24 protein-coding genes, 1 tRNA gene and 1 pseudogene are annotated in these 24713 nt (G+C 70.5%); 18 read left to right on the plus strand and 8 right to left on the minus strand.

Features of this window, described 5'->3' with window-relative positions; translation table 11 throughout:
* Nucleotides 1-73: 73 nt before the first annotated feature.
* On the minus strand, nt 74-1045 hold the full coding sequence (locus tag AC1MIR_RS00650) for a ketopantoate reductase family protein (RefSeq protein WP_480026258.1): 972 nt from the start codon (nt 1043-1045) through the stop codon (nt 74-76).
* 70 nt (nt 1046-1115) lie between these two features.
* Nucleotides 1116-2291: a M20 metallopeptidase family protein gene (locus tag AC1MIR_RS00655; RefSeq protein WP_480026259.1), complete on the minus strand. Its 1176-nt coding sequence runs from the start codon at nt 2289-2291 to the stop codon at nt 1116-1118.
* Between the two features lie 124 nt (nt 2292-2415).
* On the opposite strand from AC1MIR_RS00655, the gene AC1MIR_RS00660 reads away from it, so the two are divergent.
* The 4 genes from AC1MIR_RS00660 to AC1MIR_RS00675 all read left to right on the plus strand — a co-directional run bounded on the left by AC1MIR_RS00660 (nt 2416) and on the right by AC1MIR_RS00675 (nt 6608).
* A complete protein-coding gene (locus AC1MIR_RS00660; RefSeq protein ID WP_480026260.1) occupies nt 2416-3393 on the plus strand; it encodes a Bug family tripartite tricarboxylate transporter substrate binding protein in 978 nt (325 codons plus the stop codon).
* A gap of 236 nt (nt 3394-3629) precedes the next feature.
* Complete coding sequence (locus AC1MIR_RS00665) at nt 3630-4229, plus strand: hypothetical protein (RefSeq protein WP_480026261.1); 600 nt, start codon at nt 3630-3632, stop codon at nt 4227-4229.
* A 26-nt stretch (nt 4230-4255) separates the two neighbouring features.
* Nucleotides 4256-5758, plus strand: coding sequence for a tripartite tricarboxylate transporter permease (locus AC1MIR_RS00670; protein WP_480026262.1), 1503 nt, complete (start codon nt 4256-4258; stop codon nt 5756-5758).
* A gap of 97 nt (nt 5759-5855) precedes the next feature.
* The gene (locus AC1MIR_RS00675) at nt 5856-6608 is read left to right on the plus strand and encodes an SDR family oxidoreductase (protein ID WP_480026263.1); all 753 of its coding nucleotides are present in this window, start codon (nt 5856-5858) and stop codon (nt 6606-6608) included.
* Nucleotides 6609-6686: 78 nt separating this feature from the next.
* Here AC1MIR_RS00675 and AC1MIR_RS00680 read toward each other — a convergent pair.
* Nucleotides 6687-7169 (minus strand): annotated as a pseudogene (locus AC1MIR_RS00680) (GntR family transcriptional regulator); the annotation flags it as partial.
* A gap of 60 nt (nt 7170-7229) precedes the next feature.
* Between AC1MIR_RS00680 and AC1MIR_RS00685 the strand changes: the two are divergent.
* The 3 genes from AC1MIR_RS00685 to AC1MIR_RS00695 are packed head-to-tail and all read left to right on the plus strand — an operon-like array spanning nt 7230 to nt 9986.
* Complete coding sequence (locus AC1MIR_RS00685) at nt 7230-8102, plus strand: fumarylacetoacetate hydrolase family protein (protein WP_480026264.1); 873 nt, start codon at nt 7230-7232, stop codon at nt 8100-8102.
* Between the two features lie 32 nt (nt 8103-8134).
* Nucleotides 8135-9106 carry a Bug family tripartite tricarboxylate transporter substrate binding protein gene (locus AC1MIR_RS00690; RefSeq protein ID WP_480026265.1) on the plus strand — a complete coding sequence of 324 codons (972 nt, stop codon included), beginning with the start codon at nt 8135-8137 and terminating at the stop codon, nt 9104-9106.
* Nucleotides 9107-9116: 10 nt separating this feature from the next.
* Nucleotides 9117-9986, plus strand: coding sequence for a dioxygenase family protein (locus tag AC1MIR_RS00695; protein WP_480026266.1), 870 nt, complete (start codon nt 9117-9119; stop codon nt 9984-9986).
* On the opposite strand, the gene AC1MIR_RS00700 is transcribed toward AC1MIR_RS00695, so the two are convergent.
* Nucleotides 9987-10307, minus strand: a complete 321-nt coding sequence (locus tag AC1MIR_RS00700; protein WP_480026267.1) for a hypothetical protein — start codon at nt 10305-10307, stop codon at nt 9987-9989.
* A gap of 66 nt (nt 10308-10373) precedes the next feature.
* Between AC1MIR_RS00700 and AC1MIR_RS00705 the strand changes: the two genes are divergently transcribed.
* From AC1MIR_RS00705 to AC1MIR_RS00715, 3 genes are all read left to right on the plus strand, one after another.
* On the plus strand, nt 10374-11003 hold the full coding sequence (locus tag AC1MIR_RS00705; protein WP_480026268.1) for a glutathione S-transferase family protein: 630 nt from the start codon (nt 10374-10376) through the stop codon (nt 11001-11003).
* Nucleotides 11004-11086: 83 nt separating this feature from the next.
* Nucleotides 11087-11180, plus strand: a tRNA-Ser gene (locus tag AC1MIR_RS00710).
* A 574-nt stretch (nt 11181-11754) separates the two neighbouring features.
* Nucleotides 11755-12495: a hypothetical protein gene (locus tag AC1MIR_RS00715; RefSeq protein ID WP_480026269.1), complete on the plus strand. Its 741-nt coding sequence runs from the start codon at nt 11755-11757 to the stop codon at nt 12493-12495.
* A 137-nt stretch (nt 12496-12632) separates the two neighbouring features.
* Here AC1MIR_RS00715 and AC1MIR_RS00720 read toward each other — a convergent pair whose 3' ends face one another.
* Nucleotides 12633-13367, minus strand: a complete 735-nt coding sequence (locus AC1MIR_RS00720) for a Crp/Fnr family transcriptional regulator (RefSeq protein ID WP_480026270.1) — start codon at nt 13365-13367, stop codon at nt 12633-12635.
* 51 nt (nt 13368-13418) lie between these two features.
* On the opposite strand from AC1MIR_RS00720, the gene AC1MIR_RS00725 reads away from it, so the two are divergent.
* The 8 genes from AC1MIR_RS00725 (at nt 13419) to AC1MIR_RS00760 (ending at nt 23174) form a co-directional block, all read left to right on the plus strand.
* Complete coding sequence (locus tag AC1MIR_RS00725) at nt 13419-14609, plus strand: ABC transporter substrate-binding protein (protein ID WP_480026271.1); 1191 nt, start codon at nt 13419-13421, stop codon at nt 14607-14609.
* Entirely contained in the window at nt 14606-15571 is a 966-nt protein-coding gene (locus AC1MIR_RS00730) for an ABC transporter substrate-binding protein (RefSeq protein WP_480026272.1), read from the plus strand. Before AC1MIR_RS00725 ends, AC1MIR_RS00730 begins: the two co-directional genes overlap by 4 nt.
* A 124-nt stretch (nt 15572-15695) precedes the next feature.
* On the plus strand, nt 15696-16679 hold the full coding sequence (locus AC1MIR_RS00735; protein WP_480026273.1) for an ABC transporter substrate binding protein: 984 nt from the start codon (nt 15696-15698) through the stop codon (nt 16677-16679).
* Complete coding sequence (locus AC1MIR_RS00740; RefSeq protein WP_480026274.1) at nt 16676-18685, plus strand: sensor histidine kinase; 2010 nt, start codon at nt 16676-16678, stop codon at nt 18683-18685. Before AC1MIR_RS00735 ends, AC1MIR_RS00740 begins: the two co-directional genes overlap by 4 nt.
* Nucleotides 18682-19131 (plus strand): response regulator, encoded by a 450-nt coding sequence (locus tag AC1MIR_RS00745; protein WP_480026275.1) that lies wholly within the window; start codon nt 18682-18684, stop codon nt 19129-19131. Before AC1MIR_RS00740 ends, AC1MIR_RS00745 begins: the two co-directional genes overlap by 4 nt.
* Nucleotides 19128-20375: an adenylate/guanylate cyclase domain-containing protein gene (locus tag AC1MIR_RS00750; RefSeq protein ID WP_480026276.1), complete on the plus strand. Its 1248-nt coding sequence runs from the start codon at nt 19128-19130 to the stop codon at nt 20373-20375. The genes AC1MIR_RS00745 and AC1MIR_RS00750 overlap by 4 nt, the downstream gene beginning before the upstream one ends.
* Nucleotides 20372-22525: a SulP family inorganic anion transporter gene (locus AC1MIR_RS00755; RefSeq protein ID WP_480026277.1), complete on the plus strand. Its 2154-nt coding sequence runs from the start codon at nt 20372-20374 to the stop codon at nt 22523-22525. Before AC1MIR_RS00750 ends, AC1MIR_RS00755 begins: the two co-directional genes overlap by 4 nt.
* Nucleotides 22526-22580: 55 nt before the next feature.
* Complete coding sequence (locus AC1MIR_RS00760; RefSeq protein WP_480026278.1) at nt 22581-23174, plus strand: hypothetical protein; 594 nt, start codon at nt 22581-22583, stop codon at nt 23172-23174.
* A 187-nt stretch (nt 23175-23361) separates the two neighbouring features.
* On the opposite strand, the gene AC1MIR_RS00765 is transcribed toward AC1MIR_RS00760, so the two are convergent.
* The 3 genes from AC1MIR_RS00765 to istB all read right to left on the minus strand — a co-directional run.
* Entirely contained in the window at nt 23362-23742 is a 381-nt protein-coding gene (locus tag AC1MIR_RS00765; protein WP_480026279.1) for a hypothetical protein, read from the minus strand.
* Nucleotides 23739-24044, minus strand: coding sequence for a hypothetical protein (locus AC1MIR_RS00770; protein ID WP_480026280.1), 306 nt, complete (start codon nt 24042-24044; stop codon nt 23739-23741). Before AC1MIR_RS00770 ends, AC1MIR_RS00765 begins: the two co-directional genes overlap by 4 nt.
* Before the next feature lie 132 nt (nt 24045-24176).
* A partial coding sequence (gene istB, locus AC1MIR_RS00775; RefSeq protein WP_480026281.1) for an IS21-like element helper ATPase IstB occupies nt 24177-24713 on the minus strand: 537 nt, incomplete at its 5' end.

A 24713-nucleotide genomic window follows, 5' to 3' on the forward strand; every position in this document is an offset into this window, starting at 1 on the left:
CCCCGCCGGCCCGCGCCCCTTCCCCCCCCCCCCCCCCCCCCGGGCGGCGGCGCCCGGCGTCTGAGGGCAAGGGTCAATAAAGCCCCTTCGTCCGCGCCGCCTGCTTCACCAGCGCGACGAGCAGATCGAGCTGCGGCGTCGGCACGTCGGCCAGCCGCGCAAGCTTCAGCGGCAGGCTGTAGATCGTGTCGATCTCCATCGGCCGGCCGAGCTCGAAATCCTGCAGGATGGAGGGCTTGTGCAGCATGTTGGACGCCGCGACGCGCTCCACCGCGGCGTCGGGCAGCGGGCAGCGATGCGCGGCGGCGATCGCCTGGCCTTCCTCGGCGCTGCGGCGCGCCGCCTCGCGGATCACCGGCTCGGCATAGGCGTGGCGCACGCCCATGCCGGTGAGCACGCAGAGCGGACCGCTGGACAGGTTGCCCAGGAGCTTCGCCCAGATGTCGGTGCGGATCGTGGGCGAGACCGGGCAGGGCATGCCGCCGGCGGCGAGGATCGCGGCCAGCGCCTGGGCGCGCTCGCTGATCCGGCCGTCGGGCTCGCCCAGGATCACGCGGATGTTGCCGTGTTCGGAATGCACCACGCCGGGGCGGATGATCTCGCTCGCGGCATAGACGACGCCGCCGATGGTGCGCGCCACGCCGATGGCGTTGCGGATGGCGTCGCAGGGATCGGCCTCGGGCAGACGCATGCCGTCATGCGGGCCGCCTTCCTGGTCGAAATACCACCAGGGGATGCCGTTCATCACGAAGGCGACGGGCGTCTCGGGGCCAAGCAGCGGCGCGATGCCGGCGGCGACGGCGGGCAGCGCGGGCGCCTTCACGGTGACGATCACCGCATCCTGCGGGCCGAGGTCGCGCGGGTCATCGCTGGCGCGCGGGCGGCAGTGATGCGTGCCGTCATGCGCCTCGAGCGTGAGGCCGTTGCTGCGGATCGCCTCGAGATGCGGGCCGCGCGCGATGACCGAGACGTCGGCGCCACCCTTCGCCAGGCGGGCGGCGAGCTGGCCGCCGATAGCGCCGGCGCCATACACGCAGATTCTCATGCGCTTTTCCTTGGGTGTTGCGGTGCCCCCACCCCGACCCTCCCCCGCAAGCGGGAGAGGGAGAAGTTCGTCACGCCAGAAGCTCCAAGGCGGCGCGGCTGAGGGCCTGGACGCCGAGCTCGATGCAGCGCTCGTCGGGCTGGTAGCCGGCATTGTGCAGGCGGTCGTCGCGGCCCGGCGCGCCGCTGCCGATGCGCAGCTGGAAGGACGGCGCGCGGGCGGCGAACTCGGAAAAATCCTCGCTGCCCATGCTGGGCTCGCCTTCCTGCGGGTCCTCGCCGAATTGCGCGCGCACGGCGGCGAGCGAGGGTTCCAGCACGCGGTCGTCATTGACCAGCGGGGGCACCTTCCGCTGGTAGTCCATCTCGCAGCGCACGCGCATCGTCGTCTCGAGGCCCGTCGCCAGGCGTCGGATCGCGGCCTCGGCCAGGTCGCGCGCTTCCGCGTGCAGGGTGCGCACGCTGCCCTTCAGGTGCACGCGCTCGGGGATGATGTTGTAGGTGGTGCCGCCCTGGAACATGCCGATGGTGACCACGGCGGGGTGGATCGGCTTGATCTCCCGGCTCACCACGGTCTGCGCCTGCGCGACGAAGGCGCTGGCGGCGACGATCGGGTCCACCGCGGCGTAAGGGTGCGCAGCGTGGCCGGACTTGCCGCGCACGATGAGGTCGAAGCGGTCGGCGGCGGCGAGGCAGGCGCCGCGCGCGTAGCCGAAGCGGCCGACCGGCATGTCGGGCTGGTTGTGGAAGCCGAGGGCGAGGTCCACACCCTCCGCGGCGCCGTCCGCGATCATCGCCGCGGCGCCTTCCAGGATCTCCTCGGCCGGCTGGAAGACCAGCAGCACGCGGCCGGCGAGCATCGGCGCCATGTCCCGCAGCACCGCGCCGACGCCGAGCAGCGTCGCCGTGTGGATGTCGTGCCCGCAGGCATGCATCTTCCCCGCGACGGTCGAGGCAAAGGGCAGCCCCGTCTCCTCATGGATCGGCAGCGCGTCCATGTCGGCGCGGATGGCGAGCGTGGGTCCGGGCCGGCCGCCCTCGATCACGCCGAGCACGCCGGTGCGGCCGATGCCGGTGCGGTGCGATACGCCCAAGCGCGCGAGTTCGGCCGCGACGATGCCCGCGGTGCGTGTCTCCTCGAAGGCGAGTTCGGGATGGGCGTGGATGTCGCGCCGGATGGCGACGAGGTGCGGCGCGATCGCCGCGGCGGCGTCGCGGATGCGGCGTGTCGGGTCGTTGGCGGTCATGGCCGGCATGGTGCATGAAGCGGCGGCGGCTGCACAGGTGAAGAAGCGGTCATGGCGCCGGACGCCCGCTTGCAGCCCCATGCCGCCGCGTGCATTAGGAATTTGTCTGGACAAGGGAGGGAACATGCCGGGAATTCTCTCGCGCCGTCTGCTGATCGCCGGGGCGCCGCTGCTGGCGCTGCCGGGCGTTGCGCATTCGCAATCATGGCCGAACGGCTCGATCCGCCTCATCGTGCCCTTCGCGCCGGGCGGCAGCACCGACATCGCGGCGCGCTTCCTGGCCGATGGCCTGTCGCAGCGGCTTGGCGTGACGGTTGTGGTGGAGAACCGGCCAGGCGCGGGCGCGACCACGGGCAGCCAGGTGGTGGCGGATGCCGCGCCGGACGGGCAGACCCTGGTGATGAGCAATATCGCCAGCCACGGCATCAGCCCGACGCTCTATGGCAACCGTGTCCGCTACAACCCCGTCACCTCCTTCAGCCACATCGCGATGGTGATCACCAACCCCTCGGTCTGGGTGGTGAACAAGGACAGCGGGATCAATTCGCTTGCGGATCTGGTGCGGATGGCGAAGGGCAAGCAGGGCGGGCTGGACATGGCCACCTCGGGCGCCGGGTCCTCCAATCACCTGCTGATCGTGCGTTTCTGCCAGCAGGTCGGCATCGACTACACCCATGTCCCCTTCCGCGGCGCGGGGCCGGCGATGCAGGCGGTGATCGCGGGCCAGGTGCCAATGATGTCGGACAGCCTGCCTTCCGCCGCGGCGCATATCCGCCAGGAGAGCGTGCGCGCCATCGCGATGAGCAGCGCCGAACGCCACCCCTCCTTCCCGGAGGTGCCGACCTTCCGCGAAGCCGGCTTCGACCTGGTCAGCACCTCTTGGTTCGCGCTGTCGGGCCCGGCCGGGATGCCGTCCGCCATCGTGCAGCGGCTGAACCGGGAAGTGCGTGCGTTCGTGGCGACGCCGGCGGCGCAGGCGCGCTTTGCCGAGCTCGGCGGAACGGCCGGCGACATGACGCCGGAAGACTTCACCGCCTTCGTCGCCGCGGAGGTGGAGCGCTGGGCCCCGGTTGTGCGCGCCTCCGGCGCCACCGTGAACTGAGGCGCGGGACCGAGGTGGCATATGGGCAAAAGCGTGTCGGGCCGATTGTCAGAAACAAGGTTTCCGGCTTTGCTCGCGATTGCGTGACGTGCCGGGTGAAGCGTAGCTAGAGGGGACAGGCGCCAGGGCGGCAGAGACCGCCCGGGGCCTTGCGTGCTGCTCGCCTGACTGGCAGCCGCGATGGGTGTGGACAGGCGTCTATCCCGGGGGCAGGCCCGGGCAGGAACGAGGTGGCGATGAGACTCAATACGAAGAACCTGATCTCGGGCGGGATCTTCATCCTCGTCGCGGTGATCGGCCTCTGGCTGAACACCGACCATACGCTGGGCACGGCGCGCCGCATGGGCCCGGGCTACATGCCGATGCTGTCCTTCGGGCTGCTTGGCGTGCTCGGGGCGATCGTGTTCCTCGGCGGCCTGTTCAACGGCCCGGACCCGCTGGAGAAGTGGACACGGCTCGAGGTTCTGTCGGTGCCGATCGGCATCGTCGCCTTCTTCGCCGGCTACTTCATCTCCGAGGCGACGGGCCTGTTCAGCGGCTGGTATTCGCTCGGCTGGGGGTGCCTGTTCGGCTGCCTCGGCCTGTCTCTCGCGCCGGGGTGGCGACCGATCGGATTGGTCCATGCCGGGCTCGCGGCCTTCGGGCTGATGCTCGAGCAGCTCGGGCTCATGGCCGCGATCGTCGTGATGTGCGCGGTCGCGGCGCTCGCCGATCCCGGGCACCGGGTGAAGGGCGTGATCGGGATGATCATCTTCCTCTGCGTGCTCTGCTGGCTTGTCTTCATCTACGAACTCGATATCCGGGTCCCCGTCTGGCCCGTGTTCCTGACGCAGTAACGCAGGCGCAGGAGAGGAACCGGACCATGGAACTGCTGCTGACGAACCTCGGGCACGGCATGAGTGTCGCGCTCAGCTTCGAGAACCTGCTCTTCTGCTTCATCGGCTGCCTCATCGGCACCGCCATCGGCGTGCTGCCGGGCATCGGGCCGGTGGCGACGATCTCGCTGCTGCTGCCGATCACCTTCGGCCAGCCCGCGACCACCGCCATCATCATGCTGGCGGGCATCTACTACGGCGCCCAGTATGGCGGCTCCACAACGGCGATCCTGCTGAACTTGCCAGGCGAGGTCAGTTCGGTCGTCACCACGCTCGAAGGCTACAAGATGGCGCGGCGCGGGAGGGCCGGTGCGGCGCTGACCATCGCCGCGCTCGGCTCCTTCTTCGCCGGCTCGGTCGCCACCATCTTCGTCGCGGCATCCGGCCCGCTGCTGACCTCCGTCGCGCTGTCCTTCGGCCCGGCCGACTACTTCTCCCTGATGCTGCTGGGCCTGATCATCTCCGCGGTGCTTGCGCAGGGATCGGTGATCAAGGCGATCGCGATGGTGGTGCTCGGCGTCTCCCTCGGCCTGGTCGGCACGGACGTGCAGACCGGCCAGCAGCGCTTCACCTTCGGCATCCCCGAACTCTCGGATGGCATCGGCTTCGTGACGATCGCCATGGGCATGTTCGGCATCGCCGAGATCATCCTGAACCTGGAGCGGCCGGAATCGCGCAGCGTCCTGGCCACCAAGGTGGAAAGCCTGTGGCTGACGCGGGAAGAGGCGATGCGCTCCATCCCCTCGGTGCTGCGCGGCACGGCGATCGGCTCGGTGCTCGGCATCCTGCCGGGCGGCGGCGCGGCGCTCTCGGCCTTCGGCTCCTACATGATGGAGCGCCGGCTCTCGAAGTACAAGCACGAGTTCGGCACGGGCGCGATCGAGGGCGTGGCCGGGCCGGAATCGGCCAACAACGCGGCCTCCCAGACCAGCTTCATCCCGCTGCTCACGCTCGGCATCCCGGGCAACGCGGTGATGGCGCTGATGGTGGGCGCGCTGATCATCCAGGGCATCCAGCCGGGCCCGCGCATGGTGGAAGCGCAGCCGGACCTGTTCTGGGGCCTGATCGCCTCCATGTGGATCGGCAACCTGATGCTGCTGGTCATCAACCTGCCGATGATCGGCATGTGGGTGAAGCTGCTGCAGGTGCCCTACAAATACATGTATCCGGCGATCCTGACCTTCTGCGCGATCGGCGTGTACTCGCTCAACAACAACGTCTTCGACGTCTATCAGATGCTGGCCTTCGGCATCTTCGGCTACATGTGCTCGAAGCTGAAGATGGAGCCGGCGCCCCTGCTGATCGGCTTCGTGCTCGGCCCCATGATGGAGGAGCATCTGCGCCGCGCCATGCTGCTGTCGCGCGGCGACGTGATGGTGTTCGTGGAGCGACCGATCTCCGCCGTGCTGCTCGCCATCGGCTTCCTCGCCCTGGCGACGATGCTGCTGCCGAACATCCGAAGCAGGAAGGACGCGGCGCTGCAGGAATAGCCGGGCCGTCCCGGCCTGGGACCGGGGCCGCCCCTTCGGGGGCGGCCCTTTTCGTTCTTGCGCCGCCGCGCGCATGATGGGGGCAGGAGGACACGGGATGGACCTGCAACTGGCCGGCAAGGTGGCGCTGGTCACCGGCGCCTCGGCGGGGCTCGGGCGCGGCATCGCCAGGGCGCTGGCGGCGGAAGGCTGCCGGCTGGCACTGCTGGCGCGGCGGCGGCCGCTGCTGGAGCAACTCGCGGCCGAACTGCCCGCCGGGGCCGAGCCGCTGGTGGTCGCGGAGGATTTCCGCAGCGCGGGGGCGGCGGAGCGCACGCGCGACGCGGTGCTCGGCCGCTTCGGGCGCTGCGACATCCTGGTGAACAATGCCGGCGGCAGCCGGCCGCAGACCGACCTCGGCAGCGAGGAGGTCTGGATGGAGAGCCTCGACCTGAATTTCCATGCCGGGCGGCGCATGGCGCATGCCTTCGTCCCGGCGATGCAGGCGCAGAAATTCGGCCGCATCGTCAACATCACGGGGCCGGACGAGCCCTTCAGCATCAATGCCGCCAACGCGCCGAACGGCGCGGTGCATATCTGGGCCAAGGCGCTGTCGCGCCATCTCGGGCGCGACGGGATCACGGTGAACTGCATCCCCCCCGGGCGCATCCACTCCGAGCAGATCGACACCCGCATCCTGCCGACGCCCGAGATCGCGCGGGAATGGGCGGAGCGGGAATGCCCGGTGGGCTATGTGGGAGAGCCGGAGGACCTTGCCGTGCTGGTGGCGTTCCTCTGCTCGCCGCGGGCGCGCTACATCACCGGCCAGGTGATCCATGTGGATGGGGGAGTGAGGCGGTTCAGCCACTGAGCCGCGGCGGGCCCCCGCCCCCCCCCCCCCCGCCCCCCCCCGCCCGCCCCCCGGATAGGAGACGGGGCGGGCAAGGGCGCGGTAGCGCTCCGCGCGTTCGCGCAGCGTCTCCGCCGTCTCGCGCAGCGTCGAGGACGGGCAGGCGGCGAGCAGGGCGCGATGATAGGCGGCATGCGCCGCTTCCCAGGCGGCATCGCCGCGCGCCAGCCGGCCAAGCCGCCAGCGCGCCACCACCAGCGCCTCCTCCCACCGCGCATCGCCGGCGCGGATGCTCTCGCGCAGCACCACTTCCTCGAGCCAGCAGCGCGCGCGCACCAGCTCGTCGAACGCCTCGACCGTGGCGGGGGCGGCGCGGAAGCCACGGCCCTCGATCCGCTCGACCAGGCCTTCGGCCGCGAGCGAGGACAGCGCCTCGCGCACCGGGCTGGCGCCGGCGCCATAGGCCGTGCCGATCGCCTGCACCTTCAGCTTCGTCCCCGGCGCGATCACGCCGTTGAGCAGGTCGGCCCGCAACCGGCGGTGCACCTGGAGGGTGAGACCGTCATCGGCAATCGCTTGCATGACGGCAATTCTATCGATAAAAATTCCTGGACGCCAGTTCCAGCGAGAAAGACCGGCACGATGCGCCTGCTGCGCTACGAGGACTCAGGCCGCGAGGCGACCGGTCTCAGGATCGGCAACCTGGTGGTGCCGGTCGCGGCACTCGGCGGCTTCCCGGAGGACCCGGTCGAGATCCTCGCGGGCGGCCCCGCGCTGTGGTCGAAGATGCAGGCCGCCGCGGACGCATGCCCGGCCCGGCATCCGGTCGAGGGGCTGAGGCTGCTGATGCCCATCGCGTGTCCGGGCAAGGTGATCTGCATCGGCCTGAACTACGCGCTGCACGCGAAGGAGGGGAACAACCCGATCCCGGACTACCCTGCCGTCTTCCTGCGCGTGCAGAGCTCGCTGGTCGGCCCGGATGCGCCGATGCTGCGGCCGGGCTGCTCGACGAAGCTCGACTACGAGGCGGAACTCGCGATCGTCATCGGGGCGCGGGCGCGCTGCGTGGCGGAAGCCGATGCGCTGGCGCATGTTGGCGCCTACAGCCTGTTCAACGACGGCTCGGTGCGCGACTACCAGCGCAAGTCCACGCAATGGACCATGGGCAAGAACTTCGACGCCACCGGCGCCTTCGGCCCAGAGCTCGTCACGCCCGAGGAACTGCCGCCCGGCGCCGCGCCGCTGCGCATCGCCGCGCGCGTGGATGGCGTCACGGTGCAGGACAGCACGACGGGCGACATGATCTTCCCGGTCGCGCGCTGCATCGCGATCCTGTCCGAGGTGATGACGCTGGAGCCGGGCGACGTGATCGCCACCGGCACGCCATCGGGCGTCGGCTATGCCCGCAAGCCCGATCCGCTGTTCCTCGCGCCGGGCATGACGGTGGAGGTGGAGGTCGAGGGCATCGGCGTGCTGCGCAACACCATCGCCGACGATCCGGCCTTCGCGACATAGCGGCGGCCGGGCGCAACAGGGAGAGAACGACAATGACCATCGCCATCACGCGACGCACGGCGCTGCTCGGCGCCGGCGCGCTGCTCGCGGCGCCCCGCATCGCCGGCGCCCAGGCCTGGCCGGACAAGCCGGTGCGCATCGTGGTCGCCTTCCCGCCCGGCTCCTCCACCGACGTGCTGGCGCGCGCGCTCGGCAACGCGCTGCAGCCGGTGCTCGGCCAGCCGGTTGTGGTGGAGAATCGGCCCGGCGCCGGCGGCAACATCGCCACCGTCGCGGTGAAGCGCGGCCCGGCCGATGGCAGCGTCTTCCTGGCGCATTCGGTGGCCTTCTCGGTGAACCCCAGCCTGTTCCGCAATGCCGGCTACGAGGCGGCCGAGTTCGAGCCGATCGCGATGCTGGCCAGCACGCCGAACATCATCACAGTGAACCCCGAGAAGCTGCAGGTCGGCAACCTGCAGGAGCTGATCGCGGCGGCGAAGGCGCGCCCGCTGGACTACGGCTCCTCCGGCATCGGCACCACGACGCATCTGGGCATGGAGCTGCTGTTCCGCCGCCTCGCCGGCGTCGAGATCCAGCACGTGCCATTCGGCCCCGCGCAGGCCGTCACCGCGGTGGTCGGCGGCCAGGTGCCGGTCGGCAGCACCAGCCTGCCGCCCGCGCTGCCCATGGTGCGCGACGGCCGGCTGCGCGGCATCGCGGTGACCAGCCTGCGGCGCGACCCCTCGCTGCCGGAGGTGCCGACCGTGGCCGAGCAGGGCTTCGCCGGCTTCGAGGCGCTGACCTGGTTCGGGATGTTCGCCCCGCCCGGAACCCCGGCCGCGATCTGCGACCGGATGAACGCCGAGGTGAACCGCGCGCTCGCCTCCGCCGAGCTGGCGCAGCGCCTGAACGCCGCCGGCTTCGCCCCCGACCCGCGCCCGCGCGACGCCTTCGCCGCCTATCTGCGCGAGGAGGTGACGAAATGGGCGGATGTCGTGCGTGCCTCCGGCGCCACGGTGAACTAGGAGCCGCCGGATGCGCGACGTCTCGCCCGAGACCATCACCCAGGCCTTCGCCGACTATGCCGCGAAGGCCGAGGATCCGCGCGCGCGGGACGTGCTGTGCAGCCTGGCGAAGCACCTGCACGCCTTCGTCCGGGAGACGAAGCTGACCCACGCCGAGTGGCTGACCGGGCTCGCGGCACTGGCGAGGGCGGGCGAGATCACCAACACCGAGCGCAACGAGTTCATCCTGTTCAGCGACCTGCTCGGCGTCTCGGCGCTGGTGGACATGGTGAACACGCCGCCCGGTGCGACGAACTGCTCGAATCTCGGCCCGTTCCACCAGCGCGGCGCGCCGCCGCTGTCCGATGGCGGCGATCTCTGGAAGGGCCAGCCGGGCCAGGTGATGGTGGTCACCGGCCGTGTGCTGGATGCGGCGACCGGGCAGGGCATTGCGGGCGCGCGGCTCGACCTCTGGCAGAACGCCGACAACGGCTTCTACGCCGTGCAGGACGCGCAGCAGGCGCCGCAGAACTACCATGCTGTGCTGACCGCCGCCGCGGATGGCAGCTTCGCGTTCAGCACCACGCGCATGCAGCCCTACACCGTGCCCTATGACGGCCCGGCCGGGGACATGCTGCGCGCCCTCGGCCGCGACGCCTGGCGGCCCGCGCATCTGCATGTGATCGCGGAGGCTGAGGGCTATCGGCCGCTCGTGACCGAACTCTTCCCCGAGGACGATCCGCATCTCGACAGCGACGCGGTGTTCGGCGTGCGGCCGGACCTCGTCGTGCCGCTCGGCACCCTCGCCAAGGACGAAACCCCGTCGCATCTGGCCGCGCGCGACCGGCTGCCCGACACCGTGCTGCACGCGCCGCTGATGATCCGGATGGCGCGGGCCTGATCAGACGAACTGCCCGCGCAGGAAACCCAGCGCGGGCAGGGGGCTCCATGTCTTCGGCAGGTCGGCGCGGCGGATCGGCGCCACGCTGTAATGGGGCACCGGCTGGCGCGCCCGCCTCAGCCAATCCTCATAGGCGCTGACCTGCTGCGCGCGCCAGGCGCGATCCTCGAGCGCGTCGGCCCGCGAGCGATAGACATTGGCCACCCGGCTCCGGCGGCCGGCGGTCGCGATGACGGCCCAGAGCGTATCGTCTTCGCCGGCACGCAGGCTGACGAGGCTTGTCACGCCCAATGGATCGCAAACCCGGCCGGGGGCGGTCAAGCTTGGCGTGGGGCGCCTGGCGTGGGATCAAGGCGCACCCTTCCACCGCGGGAAAGATCGCCGGGAATGATCGACCTCCACACCTGGAACACGCCGAACGGCCGCAAGATCAGCGTGGCGCTGGAGGAGATGGGGCTGCCCTACCGGGTATTCCCGGTGGACATCTCCAAGGGCCAGCAATTCGAGCCGGCCTTCCTGAAGATCTCCCCCAACAACCGCATCCCCGCGATCCTGGACCCCGAGGGCCCGGACGGGCAGCCGATCAGCGTGTTCGAGTCCGGCGCGATCCTGCTCTACCTGGCGGAGAAGACCGGCCGGTTCCTGCCCTCCGAGCCGCGCGCGCGGGTGGCCGTCTGGGAATGGCTGATGTGGCAGATGGGCGGCTTCGGCCCGATGCCCGGCCAGGTGCACCACTTCCTGATGCAGCCGGAGGGCCCGGCCCGCGACTACGGCTTCAAGCGTTACCACACGGAGACGAAGCGGCTCTACGGCGTGTTGGACCGGCAGTTGGCCGGGCGGGATTTCGTGGCGACGGAGGGCGAGCCGAGCATCGCCGATTTTGCGATCCTGGGCTGGGCCTGGCGGCATGAGCGGCACCAGGTCTCGTTCGAGGAGTTCCCCCGGGTCGGCGCCTGGTATGCGCGGATGATGGCGCGCCCGGCGGTGCAGCGCGGCTTCGCGGTGGCGCTGTCCTGACGGGTTGCCGGCATCGGGCCGGGCGGGTAGAAGCGGCCTCGCATACGTCGTGCAACTTCGGCGAGCGTAACGCTGACCCGTGCGGAGGGGTGGCCGAGCGGCTGAAGGCGACGGTTTGCTAAACCGTTATAGGGGCTTAAACCTCTATCGTGGGTTCGAATCCCATCCCCTCCGCCAGTTCCCATACGAGCCGTGCTCTCCGCCTGGCCGGCGCGTGCGATGAGTGGCAGGTTTCCTGGGGTTCTCGGCGCAGACCTGTTGACAGGTCCGGGCCGGCGGCGGCCGGAAATCGTTCTCCGGAGGCCAATTCTCTCCGGACCTCCTGACTTGAGCGATTTAGTACGGAACTCAAGAACCTAGGTAAAGGGCCGGTTTCCGCGTGGTCGGCACTTGCCGCGGTTCGAACCGCACTCGCCTGAAAAGCGTACTTCGAGAGCGAACACTTCGATACGGAACGCCAGCAACCGGGATACGATCGGTCGACACGAACAGTCAGGCCCGGCAATTGGCTGCAAGGCACTTCAACACACCCGTTATGCCGCCGCTGGTCAGTGATCCGTGGGCGCGGCCCGACCTCGTTCGCGCCGAGGCCGGCGGTCAACTGACGCCGCTCTCATTCATCGTCGTGGTGCCGTAAGTTGCGATGCTGGGCATAGAAAGATGATGCCGGTTGGATCGCGCGGGCGAGACGCCAAACTACCGACGCTCGCCGTCGAGCAGAACAGGCACTTCTGCATCGGAGATGATGTGAATGGCTGCGGCCACTTACGAGCGGCTCCTTGCGCTCCCGGCTGTCGAAGCGGGGCCGTTCGACGGTGCGCGCATCAAGGTGGTTCGAGCCGTTCAGCATTGCCGTTTGTTGAGCGAGCATCTTGCGGCTGTTCAGCGGGAGAACCCCGTCGAAGTCACGGCAAAGCTCCTCGAAGGAGGAGGATTCGAGCTTTGGGTCGAATGCCCTCCCTTGCAGCCATCTCTCGGCTTCTCGACGATCATCGGCGACGTCATCCACAACCTGCGAAGCGCGCTTGACCTGGTTGCAGCGGATCTGATCCGGCGCAACTGGAAGGAGCCCTCGAAGGCTGCGTTCCCGATCGTGAAGGACGCGGATTCGCCGAATGACCGGATCAAGAGCGGGCGATTCAATTTGGCAGGGCGCGCGGCCGAACGCGCGCTGCGCAGTCTGCGTCCCTACGGCAACGGCCATCCGTACCTGTGGGGCCTCCATGAACTGAACAACCGCGACAAGCACCGAGCACTCATCCCTGTGATATCAGGTGCCGTGTCGCCCGACATCTCAGAAGAAATGGTCAGGAACCTAGTCATGGGCAGCGGCGACGATCGCCCTTCTCTCGCAGCAAAGGTGAGACTCCGTGGGCGTCTCATGTGGAAGTTTCCTCCGGACGTGCCGTTCGCAGGGCAGGAGATCGAGCCGACTCTCATCGCCCTCGCTTGTGCTGTGGAAGACACCATCGAGGGCTTCGCCCGCCTGTGAATCCGCACAAGTTTGGTGCGCAGCAGTTGCCAGGGCTGGCGTCGGCGTGAGGCCAGCGCGGAGCTGACAAGACGGAGGTTTACGCCGACGGGGCACGGCGCGGCGAACCGCGGAACTCGGGTGCCCATCGGCATCCCCTAACGTTCGAGCATGGCGGCCAGGCAGCTCTCCAGCACGGCGGGACGGCGCAGGACCAGCGCGCCGCGGCGTCGTTCCAGCACGCCTTCGCGAACGAGACGTGCAATCTCGCGGGAGACGGGCTCGCGTCGCGCACCGATGCGCTGTGCGAGCACCTGCTGCACCGGCGGAGGTGAGATCGCCCGCGTTCCGTCAGCGCCAGCCGGCGCTGCCAACCGGAGCAGCTCGGCATACAAGCGATGGCGGATGTCGAGCGTGGTCAACTCAAGGAGGCGCGCGTTCTGCACACGGATGCGCTCGACCAGCAGGCGCATCATCTCCTGCGCAAGAGCCGGCACCTCCGCAAGCAGGCACCGGAAGGTGCCGCCCGCGAGCCGACAGATTCGCGAGCGATGAAGCGCGGTTACCGACGCCGAGCGCGGTGCCCCGTCGATCGCCGACATCTCGCCGAAGAATCGCCCGGCCGGCATGTCCTCTAGGATCAGTTCCCGCCCGCCCGGCGTGCGGGCGGTGACGCGCACACGGCCGGTCAGCACGAAGAACACGTCGTCCGAGGCCTCCTCGTAGCAGAGGATCTCCTGCCCCGCTGCCGCAGTGATCCAGCGAGCCGATGCAGCGTGGCGCCTCGCTACCTCGGGCGGCAGAGCCGCCAGAAGGGGGATGGCGGTGAACTCGGCTGCGTCATCGCGCGGCGCCTGCGCCCCCCTCCGCTCCGCCTCTGCCGCCCGCCGCATCACTCCCCCCCCCTGCCGTCCGGGACGTGCCAGATCCTGGGACCGCACTTCTTGCCGCAGTGTGCGAAATCGCACATCCCTGCACGGCTGTCGCGGCCCATCCTCCCTTCTGTTCGCGGACGGCCGTATGGGCAGGGTGCGGGGCGCGACTGCCGGCTCAGCCCATCGCTCGCGGCACCGCATGGCGGTCATGGGCCGAGGAGGGGCTGGAGTATGGTTGTCGCTGGTTCCATGGAGATCGCCCCGTGCAGGACGGCCAGGCTGCACGCGGGGCCGCCCAGGCGGGCGATCCTCGCTGCCGCCCTGGCGGCGCCGCTGGCCGCCCGTCGCGCAGCCGGGCAGACCCACCGGCCGCTGCGAATCGGCTACGTCGTGAACGGTGCGGAAAGGTCGATCTTCGAGGAAAAATTCGAACTCGGCATGCGGGAGAACGGCTACATCTCCGGCCACAACTTGACCATCGACTACCGCCACCAGCTTCGGCCCGACCACGACCTCAGCGAGGTCATGCAGTCCTTCGTCCGATCCAGAGTGGACGCCATCGTCGCCTCCACACGCGGCGGCGTGCTCGCGGCGAAGGCCGCAACAACGACGATTCCGATCGTCTTCGGCGCGACACGCGACGCGATCCAGGATGGGCTGGTCCAAAGCCTGGCCCGGCCGGAAGCCAACGTGACCGGCCAGTCCTTCCATGCCGGCGAGTTGTCCGCCAAGCGCGTGCAGCTCATGCGCGACGCTTTCCCGCGAGACAGCCGCTTCGCCGTGATCTTCAACGTCTACTACCCGTCGCAGATCCAGATCGACGAGGCCGCGCGCGCACAGGCGGCGCTCGGCATCGAGCTGGTGTTCAAGGGCATCGCGGTGCCAGAGGGTCTGGACGACGCCTTTTCGGCACTGAAGGGCGAGCGCGTGGCCGCGCTGTTCGTCGTCTCCGACGTCTCGACCATCACCAACCGCGTGGCACTCGGCGAGGTGGCGATCCGCCACCGCATGCCGATGATGCTGTCGAATCGCCGCTATCTGACGGGCGGGGGCCTGATGAGCTACGGGCCGGACATCAGCGAGGGGTTCCGGCGCGCCGCGCGGCAGGTCGTGCGCGCCGCGAACGGCACGCCGGTGAGCCACCTCCCGGTCGAGAACCCCACGCACTTCGAGTTCATCATCGACCTGCGCGCCGGCCGCGCACTGCAGGTGGAGGTCGCGCCCTCGGTGATGGACCGCGCCGACGAGGTGATCGAATGAGGCGGCGAACCCTGCTCACCGCCGCGGCCGCGCTCTCCGCGCCGCTGGCGCGCGCGCAGCAGGCCCCCAGGCGGATCGGCTGGCTGACCGCGCAGAGGGCGGCGAGCCTCGCACCCTTCCTGCCCGCGCTGCGCGCCGGCCTGGCCGATCTCGGCTGGGTCGAGGGCCGCAATCTCGAGATCGAGTACCGCTTCGGCGACGATGAGATCGCGCGCGTGCCGGAACTCGCGGCCGAACTCGCGCGGCTGCCGGTCTCGGTCCTGCTGGTGCAGGGTGCGGCCGTGCCGGTCGTTGCCCGGCTCGGCCTACCGGTGCCCGTCGCCTTCGTCTTCAGCGGCGATCCGGTCGAGGCCGGCTTTGCCGGCAGCCTGGCGCGGCCGCCGGCGGGGATGACCGGCGTGACCTTCCTTTCGGCCGAGCTCAATGGCAAGCGGCTCGCGCTGTTGACCGAGCTGGTCCCCGACCTGCGCAGCGTCGCCGTGATCGCCAATCCCGGGCACCCCGGCGAGGCGCTGGAGCGTGCGCACACGGCCGAGGTCGCCTTGCGGCTCAGGCTTGCGGCTGCCTTCCACAACACCCGCTCGGCGGCCGAGCTCGACTCCGCCCTGGCGCAAATCGCCGATGACCGTCCCGGCGCCCTCTCGGTCTTCGCCGACGGTTTCACGCTGCAGAATCGCGACCGGATCGCCCGCTTCGCGATAGAGCAGCGCCTGCCGCTGCTGGCGGGCTGGCGCGTCTTCGCCGAGGCCGGCGCGCTCGCCTCCTACGGGCCGCGGCTGCCAGACAGCTACCGCCGCATTGCGCACCACGTGGACCGCCTCCTGCATGGCGTGCGACCGGAGGAACTGCCGATCGAGCGCCCGACCGCCTTTGAGTTGATCGTCAACGCGCGTACCGCCGGCGCGATCGGTCTCGACCTGCCCGTCAGCCTGCTCGCCCGCGCCGACGAGGTGATCGAATGAACCGAGGGCACGCGCAGGCGGCCAATGGCCTGTCGCTCGGCCATGCCAATGATGTGGCACGCCGCTTCACCGTCGTCCGCATCGCCGATAGGCGCCAGCTCGTCTCGCTCCGGGTGAGCGGCGGATGCAAGGCTGCCCGGATGGTGAAACCGTGCTGATCAACCGGCGCGCCGTGCTGCTGTCGCTGATACCCGCCCCGGCGCTCGCGCAAGCCAGGCGGGCTCGCCGCGTGGCGGTTCTCCACTCCGTCAGTGTCGGGCCGTCGGTCAATGCCATCCGCATCCTTCGCGAGGCCTGGGAACGCATGGGCTTCGTCACGGGCACGGACATCCTCCTCCGCGCGCCGGACGGCGGCGACCTCGGCCTGCCGGCATTGCTGGACGAGCTGCTGGCATTCGACCCAGGTGCACTGATTGCGATTGGCGCACCCGCGGTCATGGTCGCCACACGGCATGGCGGCGGTGTGCCGATCATCGCGGTGGACCTGGAAACCGACCCCGTAGCGGCCGGGCTCGCCGCCAGCGCAGCACGGCCCGGTGGCACCGTCACCGGCCTGTTCCTCGACCAGCCCTCGATGGCTGCGAAATGGCTCGACCTGCTGCGCGAGGCAGCGCCCGGCATTGCGCACATCGTTTTCCTGTGGGAGCCGACCACTGGATCGCATCAGCTCCGCGCCGCAGAGTTGCAGGCCGTGAGGCGTGGGCTGACCAGCACGACCGTAAACCCGTTCGCGGACACCGACCACGCCGCCGTGCTCGCCCGCTTCGACCGCGTGCGCACCGGCGTGGTAACGCTCACGGCGCCCGGCTACGCGCGGATCCTGGGTCCACTCAGCGCGGCGCTCCGCGCGGCAGGGCTGCCCAGCATCACCTTCCTGTCGAACCTCGTCGGTCGTGGCATGCTGATGGGCTACGGACCAGACCAAGACCACTATTACTCGCGGATCATGCAGATTGTGGACCGGGTGCTGGCGGGCGAGAGCCCCGCAGTTATCCCGCTGGAACGGCCCACACGCTTCCGCTTCGCGATAGACGCGCGTGTGGCCGACGCGCTTAATCTTTCGCTCTCACCGGCGCTTCTCGCGCAGGCCGACGAGATCATCGAATGATGGCCGTCGCAGGGCTTGCAACAGCGGGTCGGGTCCGCCGCAGCCTCTCGCTCGCGCAGCGCCTGACGCTCGCATTCCTTGGCCTCGTGGCCGCGGTGCTGCTGGTCAATGGCAGCATCTCCATGTGGTTCGCCTACCAGGAGGCTACCGAGGCGGCGGTGCGCGTGGAGCAGGAGAAGGCGGTCGCCGCATCCGACCGCGTGGCGCAGTTCGTCGCCGAGCTGGAACAGCAGATCGGCTGGACTACGCGCGCCGACTGGGCGCGCGTGCCGCCGGAGCAGCGGCGCTACGACCTGATCCGCCTGCTGCGGCAGGCGCCCGCCATTACCGAGGTGATCCACCTCGACGGCCAGGGGATCGAGCGACTGCGCCTGTCCCGCCTGGAGCCCGACGTGGTGGATGGCGGCGCCGACTGGCGCGCCGATCCCCGGTTCGCGGAGGCGATACGCAACCGGGTCTGGTACGGGCCGGTGACCTTCCGCCGCGGCTCCGAGCCCTACATGGCAATAGCCGTCGCTCATGCCGGCCGCGGCGCCGGGGTGACGGTCGCCGAGGTGAACCTCAAGCTCGTCTGGGAAGTCATTACGGCGATCCGCGTCGGCGGCACCGGCTATGCCTTCGTCACCGACACACGCGGTCGGCTGATCGCGCATCCCGACATGTCGCTGGTGCTGCGGGAGACGGACCTCTCGGGGCTGCCGCAGGTCGCCTCGGCGGTCGCGGCGGCGCAGGCCGGCACGCCGCCGCTGGCGGGCGCGGCGCGCGTCGAGCAGGCACGCGCGCTGGACGGACGCGCGGTGCTCTCCGCGCATGCCACCATCCCGAAGCTCGGCTGGATCGTCTTCGTAGAGCAACCGAGGGCGGAGGCGCTCGCGCCCGTCTACACCACGCTCTACCAGACGCTCGCGCTGCTCGCACTCGGCGTAATGCTGGCGCTCGCTGCCGGCACCGTACTGGCGCGCCGGCTGACCGATCCGATCCGCGAGCTACAGGCGGGGGCCGAGCGGCTCGGCAGCGGCGCTCTGGCCGAGCGGATTCCGGTGCGCGGCACCGACGAAATCGGCACGCTGGCACTTCGCTTCAACGAGATGGCCGAGCGGATCCAGGACGCGCAGCAAACGCTGGAGGCGCGCGTGGCGGCGCGCACCCACGACCTCGCCCGCTCGCTCGAGGAGCTCCGCTCGGCGCAGGACAGGCTGGTGCAGACGGAAAAGCTCGCCTCGCTTGGCCAGCTCACAGCCGGCATCGCCCATGAGATCAAGAACCCGCTGAACTTCGTCAACAACTTCGCCGACCTCTCCCGCGAGCTGCTCGACGAGCTCGAGGAGCTGCTGGCCGGGGCGGGGCAGGCCCTGGACGCAGGACGCCGGGAGGAGGTCGCAAGCCTCGCCGCCATGCTGCGCGACAATCTCGGGAAGGTCGTGCTGCACGGCCGCCGCGCCGACAGCATCGTGCGCAACATGCTCGCCCATTCGCGCGAAGGCGGCGGGGAGCGGCGCGCGATCGACCTGAACGCGGTGGTGGAGGAGACGCTCAACCTCGCCTGGCACGGCGCCCGCGCCGAGCGGCCCGGCTTCAACGTGACGCTGCATCGCAACTTCGATCCCGCAATCGGTCATGTTGAGGTCTATCCTCAGGAGTTCACCCGCGTCCTGCTGAACCTCTTCGGCAATGGCTTCCACGCCGTGCAGGAGAAGGAGCGTTCGGCCGCCCCGGGCTTCGCGCCGGAACTCCGCGTGACGACCCGCTCCTTGCCGGGCGCGGTCGAGATCGCGGTGCGCGACAACGGCACGGGCATCCCGGAGGAGGTCTGCGCGCGCATCTTCGAGCCATTCTTCACCACCAAGCCGGCCGGTCAGGGGACGGGGCTCGGCCTCTCCCTCTCCCACGACATCGTCGTCAAGCTGCATGGCGGGACGATTGACGTCCTTACCGAAACAGGCAGCTTCACTGAGTTCGTGGTGACGCTGCCGCTCGCCAGCGTGCCCGCCGGAGCATCCCGATGAGCGTGCTGGTGCTTGTGGTGGACGACGAGCCGGACATGGAGCAGCTGTTCCGCCAGCAGTTCCGCCGCGACGTCCGCGGCGGCCGGTTCGAGCTGGAGTTCGCCGCCTCCGGCCCGGGGGGGGGGGGGGGGGGGCGGCCCCCGCGCCCCCCCGCCGCGCCGCGCAGGGCGGGGGGGGGGCGCCGCGCGGCCGCGCGCGGCCGCGACGTGATCCTGCTGCTTTCAGACATCAACATGCCCGGGATGACGGGCCTCGAGCTCCTGGCGCGCGCGAAGGCTATCCGTCCCGACCTGCCGGTGCTGATGATCACGGCCTATGCCGACGAGGAAACACGCCGCCGCGCGCGCGAGGGCGGCGCACAGGACCTCCTGCCGAAGCCGATCGACTTCCCCCGCCTGCGCGCCGAGGTGGACCGGCACCTGGCGGAGTGGAGGACCGGGGCGTGAGCACCATCCTGGTCGTGGACGACGAGCCGGACCTCGAGGCGCTGATCCTGCGGAAGTTTCGCCACGCGATCCGCGATGGGGCTATGTCATTCGTCTTCGCCCGCGACGGGGTGGAAGCGCTGGAGCGAGCGGCCGAGCATCCCGGCCTCGACCTCGTGTTGGCGGACATCAACATGCCACGGATGGACGGGCTGACGCTGCTCGCGCGCCTGCGGGAGGCGGCCGATCCGCCTGCGACGGTGATCGTCTCGGCATATGGCGACATGGCGAACATCCGCACGGCGATGAACCGTGGCGCCTTCGACTTCCTGACAAAGCCGATCGACCTCGCCGACCTGGAGGCCACCGTTGGGCGCACCCTGCGGGAGGTGGCGGCGCGGCGCGAGGCGCAATCACGCCGTCTGGCGGCGGAGCGCGCCCATGCGGCACTGGCGCGCTACTTCTCGCCCTCGCTCGCCGCCGCGCTGGTCGCGGAGGACCGCCCGCCGTCACTGGCCGGGCAGCGGCGGGACGTGACGGCGGTCTTCACCGACATCGCCGGCTTCACCGCGCTTGTGGAGACGCTCGACGCGGAGATGCTCGGCGCCCTGCTGAACGCCTATTTCGGCGGACTGACGGAGATCGTCTTTGCCCATGGCGGCACGGTGACGAAGATCATGGGTGACGCCACGCTGCTGCTGTTCGGCGCTCCGGACGCCCAACCCGACCATGCGGCGCGGGCGGTGGCCTGCGCGTTGGCCCTCGACAGCTTTGCCGAGCGGCTGCGTGCCGACTGGCAGGCAAGCGGGCTCCCCCTCGGCGTCACGCGTATAGGCCTGCACAGCGGAGAGGCGCTGGTCGGCGACTTCGGCGGCGGCAGGCATTTCGACTACACGGCCTATGGCGACACGATCAACGTCGCCGCCAGGCTTGAGGCGGCGAACAAGGTGCTCGGCACGCGCCTCTGCGCTTCGCAGGCCGTGGTCGATCGGATCCCCGGCTTCCAGGGCCGGCCGGCCGGCGAGCTCCGGTTGCGCGGCAGGGCTGAGCCCCTTCCTGCCTGGGAGCCGCTGCCGGCTGACGGCTTCGCGCGCGCCGCGACGGCATACTATGCCGAGGCCTTTGCGAAGCTGCGCGCGCGCGATCCCTCTTCGATGGCCGCTTTCGCGGCGCTGGTGGGTGGCGCCGCGGACCACGCGCTGGCGAGCTTCCATCTGCGCCGTCTGCTGAACGGCGACAGCGGGACGGTGGTGGACCTCCGGTGAGTGCGGCAGCAGCCCGACGCGCTGGCAGCAGCGAGACGCTGCGAGAGGTCACGGCCGGCCTCAGCACGGGCATCCTCGCCGCCGTCACCGCTCTTGCGCATGGCATGATGGCCTTCGCCCCGCTGGGCCCCGACGCGATCGGGCTCGGCATGGCGGCGGCGCTGGCGAGTTCGGCGCTGGCCGGCTTGGCAATGGCGCTGCTGGCCGGGAGTCGGCCGATGGTGGGTACCACCACGGCCGCCACGGCGCTGCTTACCGCATCGCTGCTCGGCGCGGCGCAGCCGGCTTCCGTCGCGGCCGGCATGTTGCTGGCGATGCTCGTGGCGGCAGTCGCGGCGGCGCTGATGCTTGCGGTAGCGACGGCCGGTCTCGGGCGGTTCGCCGGCCTGATCCCGACGCCGGTCGCGATCGGGCTGACGAATGCTGTGGTGCTGCTGGTGCTGCTGGGGCAGGCCCCGCTGATGCTCGGCCTGCGCCCCGGCGAGGCCCTCGGCGCGGCACCGCCGCAGCCAGGCGCGGTGCTGGTCAGCCTTGTCGCAGTGCTGTGCATGCTGCGGCCGCTAGCCGGTCTGCCGCCGCCGCTTGTCGCCGCCCTCGCCGCCACCGGCGCCCATGCCCTGCTGCGGCTGGCGGGCATCGCCCCGGGCCCCGTGGTCGGCACCGTGCCATCGGCCGAGCTGCTGGGTGCCGGCCTGGTCGCAGCGCAGTCGCACTGGGCGGAGGCGGTGCCTGACGCAGGCCGCGCGGCCCTGCTGGGCTCCGCCGCGCTCTCTCTTGCTTTGCTCGCGATGCTGGAAACCGTCGGCGTCGCCGCTGCGCTGCGCGAGCGCACAGGGCAGCGGGGCGACGGCTCGCGCAACCTGTTCGCCGGCGCCGTGGCGATGCTCGGCGGGGCAGCGGCGGGCGGCGTGCCGGGCAGCAGCCTGACCAGCGCGACGCTCGCCTGCCTCGGCTGGGGCGGGCGAGGCCGACTGGCCCTGCTCACCCGCGCCGGCACCACCTTCGCCGCGCTGCTGCTCGCCGCCCCCCTGGCCGCCGCGCTGCCCTATGCCGCGCTGGCCGGGGTGCTGGCCGGCGCGGTGCTCCGGCTGCTCGCCTGGAGGCCGCTACTGCCGGGCACCGGGCCGGGCCGCGCCCGCCGCCTCGGCGATGCCGCGATCATCCTGGCCGTCATGGGTTGCGCGCTGGCCTTCGGCCTGGTGGTCGCGGTGGGCGCCGGCGTGCTGCTTGCCGTCCTGGTCTTCACCGCCTCCATGGCGCAGTCGCCGGTGCGGCGGAGCAGCGTGAACCCGGTCGGCCGGTCTCGCGTGCGCCGCCCGCCGGAAACTGAGCGGCGGCTGCGCGAGGCCGGGGACCGGATCCGGCTGGTCGAGCTGGAAGGCGCCATCTTCTTCGGTAGCGCAGAGGCCGTGGTCACCCATGCCAGCGAGTTGCTCCCTCGGGGCACCGAGGTGTTGATCCTCGACCTAGGCCGCGTCACCCGCATCGACCAGTCCGGCGGCCGCCGCCTGCTCGAGGTCTGTCGGATCGCACCGGGTCGCGTGCTGGTTGCCCCGCTCCACGGCGGCAGCCGCGCCGCGGCGGAACTCGAGGCGCTCGGCCTGCTGGGCCTCATTCCGGTGGCGGTGGCCATGCCGACACTGGCCGAGGCGGTGGAGGCGGCGGAGGAGATGCTGCTGACGCGCATCGGGGCCGCCGCGCCGCCCTGCGGCAGCCCGGGCGAGTGCCTGGCAGCGCTGGGCCTGCCTCCCACGGCGATTGCGGCGCTGCTGCCGCGTCTCTGCGAGCAGACATTCCCGGCCGGCGCGGTCATCGCGCGATCGGGCGATGCGGCAGACGCCGCCTGGCTGCTGCTGGAGGGCCAGGTCCTTGTCAGCCTGCCGGCACCCGCGGGTCGGCCGGCCACGCGCCTCGCCGTGCTTGCGCCTGGAGTCATCTTCGGCGAATCGGCCCTGCTCGGCGGCACGCGGCGCACCGCGGACCTCTCGGCGCGCGGCACGGTGCGTGGTCTGCGGATCGGCCGCGACACAGTCGAGAACCTGCGGCGTGAGGCACCCGAAGCCGCATGGCAACTTATCGCCGCGGTCGCGCGCCAGCTGACCGGGCACGTCGTCGCCGCGAACGCGACGATCGACAGGCTGGAGGCGTGACTGCACGATGGGCGCGCTAGACTCGCTGCTCGACCGCATCCCGGTCACCGAGGCGGTGCGATTCGACCTGCGGCGGCGCCTGCATGCGCCGGACCGCCACTATCACGGTGCGACGCATGTGGGCCTGCTGTGGGAGCGCCACCAGCGCTTCCGCTGCGGGCTCGCGCTGCCCGCCGAGCCCTGGGACACACTCATCGCCTGCGCAATCGCCTTCCATGACGCAGTCTATGAAGCGCGCCGGCGCGACAACGAGATGGCCTCGGTCCTCTTGTGGCGCGGCGCGGGCGCCGCGGTCGGGGCTGCGGAATCCGACTGGGTGGCCGGGACGATCGCGGCGACGGCGGATCACCTGGCCGCGCAACCTGAGCCTGGAATGACAGCGCAGGCCTGGGCAGCGCGGCTATGGATGCTCGACCTCGACCTGACGCCAATCGGCGACGCCGGTAAGGAATTCGCGGCCAACACGGTGCTTCTTCGGCGGGAGTTCGCGCATCTTGAAGATGCAGCATGGGACCAGGGAAGGCTGGACTTCCTCCGACGCCTTGCAGCCTCTCCGCGGCTGTTCCGGAGCGAGGCGCTGGCCGCCGCCTTCGAGGCTCAGGCGCGGAGCAATATTGCAGGAGAGCTGTCCATGTCTCGCGACCGGTAATCGTCGGCATCTTGACGCATGAAGTTCGAGCTTGCCGGCCGTGCCGCCATTTCGGTGGCGGAGGTCGGGGCCTGGTGAAAGCGCCGGCCAGTGTCCGTGCTTGAGGGCGGCCGAGCCGAGCCCTGTCGGCGCATCTGCAGAAAAAGGTGAGCCAATAGCCTTTCTCGTCCGTAACCCCGGTGCGGCCTCAGCGCGCTGCGAGTGCCTTGATCTGTGCCTTCCACTCCACCGCGAACGGCTTCATCAGCCTCGGTAGCGTCATCCGCTCCGGCTGCCGCCCGTCCAGGATGGCCTCGACGATGTCCGGTGCCAGCAGCGTCAGCCGCAGCACGCGCGAGACGTAGGACGAGTTGATCTTCTCGGCTGCGGCCAGGTCCTTGATCGTGGCGAACTGGCCGGACTCCAGCATCCGCCGCCACCGGAAGGCCCGCGCCACTGCCTTGATGAGCGTGATGTCCTGCCGGCGCTCCAGCGCCAACACGCCCGGCGTGACCATCGCCTTCCGGCCGCCGCGCGGCTTCACCCGGAGCGGGATGACCACCGTGAGGGTCTGCGCCGCGTCGGTCATGCTGCCGCCCTCCCGGCCTCGGGCGCCTGGGCGGCGAGGTCGCGGACCAGGCTGCCGAGCCCGTCCAGTCGCAGCCGCACCGCGGCGCCCTCGGCCCGGACGTCGACGCGGTCCACCAGCAGCCGGACGATGCGCGCCCGCTCGGCTGGGAAGAGCTCGTCCCACAGCGGATCGATCCGCTCCAACGCCTGCAGCACCTCCTGCTCGGTCACGTCGGACGCAGTCGCCCGCGCTGCCCGCCAGGTGCCGACCACCATCTCGGGCTGGCGCAGCAGCGCGCGAACCTGGGTGTCAATCGGCACACAAACGGGACCCCGGATCGGCGTGCAAAAGGGACCCCCTTTTGGTGTGCATGGACGCGCCCGGGTTGGCCGGTGCGGAGCCGTAGGCGCAGCGGCGGGCAACCCGGGCGCGGTCGCGCCGTCGGTCGGGGATCAGGCGCGGTTCTTGAACCGCCAGCTGTCGTTGCCGGTCTCGACGATGTCGCAGTGATGCGTCAGGCGATCGAGCAGCGCGGTCGTCATCTTGGCATCGCCGAACACGCTCGGCCATTCGCCAAAGGCCAGGTTCGTCGTAACCAGGATCGAGGTCTGCTCGTACAGCCGGCTGACCAGATGGAACAGCAACTGCCCGCCTGATTGCGCGAACGGCAGGTAGCCGAGCTCGTCGAGCACGACGAGATCGACGCGGCAGAGATGGTCAGCCAGCCGCCCCTGGCGGCCCGCACGCGCCTCCGCCTCGAGCCGGTTCACCAGGTCCACCACGGTATAGAACCGCCCGCGCGCGCCATCACGGATGCAGGCCCGCGCAATGGCGATCGCGAGATGCGTCTTGCCCGTCCCGGTGCCGCCCACCAGCACCACGTTGCCCTGCTGCGCGAGGAAGTTCCCGCTCGCCAGGTCGCGCACCAGCGTCTCGTTAATCGGCGTGCCGTCGAACCGGAACTCCTCTACGTCCTTCGCCAACGGTAG

It is taken from the genome of Falsiroseomonas sp. RANM36 (genome assembly GCF_056682175.1).